The organism is Sinomonas susongensis, assembly GCF_005877005.1.
In the GTDB taxonomy this organism is placed as follows: Bacteria; Actinomycetota; Actinomycetes; order Actinomycetales; family Micrococcaceae; genus Sinomonas; species Sinomonas susongensis.
The window spans coordinates 1-3,659 of record NZ_SSNH01000025.1; the positions used below are offsets into that span (position 1 = coordinate 1).

Genomic DNA, 3,659 nt, shown 5'->3' on the forward strand with positions numbered 1-3,659 from the left:
TGGTGGGCGGGCTGTGGTGGTGCCGTGTGCAATTTCTTCTTCTTGTTTCTTGGTCTTTGTGCCCTGCCGCCTGTCGGGCGGTGGGGTGTGTGGCCTTGTTTTTGATCCTTGGAGAGTGTTCCGCGCCCGTGTGGGTGCGAGGTTTTCAAGGGCGTACGGTGGATGCCTTGGCATCGGGAGCCGATGAAGGACGTGGGAATCTGCGATAAGCCTGGGGGAGTCGATAACCGGACGTTGATCCCAGGGTGTCCGAATGGGGAAACCCCGCCGCATGTCATGTGCGGTGACCTGCCGCTGAACGCATAGGCGGTGTGGGGGGAACGCGGGGAAGTGAAACATCTCAGTACCCGCAGGAAGAGAAAACAACAGTGATTCCGTCAGTAGTGGCGAGCGAACGCGGACGAGGGCCAAACTGTGCGCGTGCGATACCCGGCAGGGGTTGCGCGCATGGGGTTGTGGGGTCCTGCTTGGTGCGTCTGCCGGCGTGCCGGGGTGTGGACGGGTATAGGCGAACGGTCTTGAACGGCCGGCCGGAGTGGGTGTGAGTCCCGTAGCCTTGAATGCCTGTTTCCATGCCCTTGCGGGTGTCCCCGAGTAGCACGGGGCCCGAGAAATCCCGTGCGAATCTGTCAGGACCACCTGATAAGCCTGAATACTACCCGATGACCGATAGCGGACAAGTACCGTGAGGGAAAGGTGAAAAGTACCCCGGGAGGGGAGTGAAAGAGTGCCTGAAACCGTGCGCCTACAATCCGTCAGAGCCGGCATGTTCCGGTGATGGCGTGCCTTTTGAAGAATGAGCCTGCGAGTTAGTGCCGTGTCGCGAGGTTAACCCGTGTGGGGGAGCCGCAGCGAAAGCGAGTCTGAACAGGGCGTTCAGTGGCGCGGTCTAGACCCGAAGCGGGGTGATCTACCCATGGCCAGGTTGAAGCGACGGTAAGACGTCGTGGAGGACCGAACCCACTTCAGTTGAAAATGGAGGGGATGAGCTGTGGGTAGGGGTGAAAGGCCAATCAAACCCCGTGATAGCTGGTTCTCCCCGAAATGCATTTAGGTGCAGCGTTGCGTGTTCCTTGCCGGAGGTAGAGCTACTGGATGGCCGATGGGCCCGACCAGGTTACTGACGTCAGCCAAACTCCGAATGCCGGCAAGACAGAGCGCAGCAGTGAGACCGCGGGGGATAAGCTCCGTGGTCGAGAGGGAAACAGCCCAGACCGCCGGCTAAGGCCCCCAAGCGTGTGCTAAGTGGGAAAGGATGTGGAGTCGCAGAGACAACCAGGAGGTTGGCTTAGAAGCAGCCACCCTTGAAAGAGTGCGTAATAGCTCACTGGTCAAGTGATTCCGCGCCGACAATGTAGCGGGGCTCAAGCACACCGCCGAAGCCGCGGCAGCCTCATGTGTCCCTAGCCTTCGTGGTTCAGGGGTGGGGCTGGGTAGGGGAGCGTCGTGCGGGCAGCGAAGCCGCCGGGTGACCGAGCGGTGGAGCCCGCACGAGTGAGAATGCAGGCATGAGTAGCGAAAGACGGGTGGGAAACCCGTCCGCCGGATGATCAAGGGTTCCAGGGTCAAGCTAATCTGCCCTGGGTGAGTCGGGACCTAAGGCGAGGCCGACAGGCGTAGTCGATGGACAACGGGTCGATATTCCCGTACCGGCGAAGGACCGCCAGTGCCGGAGGGCCGATGCTAACCGACGGATCCCCGTGACCCGTGCGCCCTTCGGGGCGCTGCGGGGGCGGGGTGAGCGCGGGAACCGAGGCCCCGAGGCAAGCGCATTAACAGGTGTGACGCAGGAAGGCAGCCCGGCCAGGCGATGGTAGTCCTGGTCCAAGGATGCAGGGCGGACGGCCGGCAAATCCGCCGTCCATGAGCCTCAGGTCCGACGGGACCCCCGCGAGGGGGGATCGGGTGATCCTATGCTGCCTAGAAAAGCATCGGCGCGAGGTCCTAGCCGCCCGTACCCCAAACCGACACAGGTGATCAGGTAGAGAATACCGAGGCGATCGAGAGAATCGCGGTCAAGGAACTCGGCAAAATGCCCCCGTAACTTCGGGAGAAGGGGGACCCCGACCGTGGACCGCCCATGCGGCGGCGAGCGGGGAGGGGTCGCAGAGACCAGGGGGAAGCGACTGTTTACTAAAAACACAGGTCCGTGCGAAGTCGCAAGACGATGTATACGGACTGACTCCTGCCCGGTGCTGGAAGGTTAAGAGGACCTGTCAGCCCCATCCGTGGGGCGAAGCGGAGAATTCAAGCCCCAGTAAACGGCGGTGGTAACTATAACCATCCTAAGGTAGCGAAATTCCTTGTCGGGTAAGTTCCGACCTGCACGAATGGAGTAACGACTTCCCCGCTGTCTCGACCGCGAGCTCGGCGAAATTGCACTACGAGTAAAGATGCTCGTTACGCGCAGCAGGACGGAAAGACCCCGAGACCTTCACTATAGTTTGGTATTGGTGTTCGGAGCGGCTTGTGTAGGATAGGTGGGAGACTGCGAGGCCGGCACGCCAGTGCCGGCGGAGTCGCCGTTGAAATACCACTCTGGTCGCTTTGGGCATCTCAACCTCGGCCCGTGATCCGGGCCAGGGACAGTGCCTGACGGGTAGTTTAACTGGGGCGGTTGCCTCCCAAAGGGTAACGGAGGCGCCCAAAGGTCCCCTCAGCCTGGTCGGCAACCAGGTGTCGAGTGCAAGTGCACAAGGGGGCTTGACTGCGAGAGAGGCATCTCGAGCAGGGACGAAAGTCGGGACTAGTGATCCGGCGGCACCTCGTGGAAGGGCCGTCGCTCAACGGATAAAAGGTACCTCGGGGATAACAGGCTGATCTTGCCCAAGAGTCCATATCGACGGCATGGTTTGGCACCTCGATGTCGGCTCGTCGCATCCTGGGGCTGGAGTAGGTCCCAAGGGTTGGGCTGTTCGCCCATTAAAGCGGTACGCGAGCTGGGTTTAGAACGTCGTGAGACAGTTCGGTCCCTATCCGCTGCGCGCGCAGGAGATCTGAGAAGGGCTGTCCCCAGTACGAGAGGACCGGGACGGACGAACCTCTGGTGTGGCAGTTGTACCGCCAGGTGCACCGCTGCTTGGCTACGTTCGGATGGGATAACCGCTGAAAGCATCTAAGCGGGAAGCCCGCTTCAAGATGAGATCTCCGCAGGCGCGAGCCTGGAAGGCCCCCAGCAGACCACTGGGTTGATAGGCCGGACGTGGAAGCAGGGACTGAAGACCTGCGAAGCCGACCGGTACTAATAGGCCGACAGCCTCACACACACACGGAACACTGCCCGCGTCCACTCTACGGTCCCCAGACAACAAACCCCACCCCCGCCCCACCCCCATACCACGGGGCCGGGGACCGGGCCACCGGGGAACACCACAGCAGCACCGAATACAGCACAACCGAATACAGCACCGCGCGCCGGCCCCCAGGGCCGGCCCACCGCAACCCGCACGCTTCCCCACCCCCGCCACCCGGGGGCGCGAGGAGAGAAGGTTACGGCGGCCATAGCGTGGGGGAAACGCCCGGACCCATCCCGAACCCGGAAGCTAAGCCCCACAGCGCCGATGGTACTGCACCCGCGAGGGTGTGGGAGAGTAGGACACCGCCGGACAACACCACCCGCCGAGGGCCCCACAACGACCGTGGGGCCCTCGACGCATTTA

The 3,659-nt window shown here is 62.2% G+C and carries 2 rRNA genes; both read left to right on the top strand.

Annotated elements, in window-relative coordinates:
• Window positions 1-135 precede the first annotated feature (135 nt).
• Window positions 136-3,265 (top strand): 23S ribosomal RNA (locus tag E6A21_RS17640).
• A gap of 225 nt (window positions 3,266-3,490) precedes the next feature.
• A 5S ribosomal RNA gene (gene rrf / locus E6A21_RS17645) occupies window positions 3,491-3,607 on the top strand.
• Window positions 3,608-3,659 lie beyond the last annotated feature (52 nt).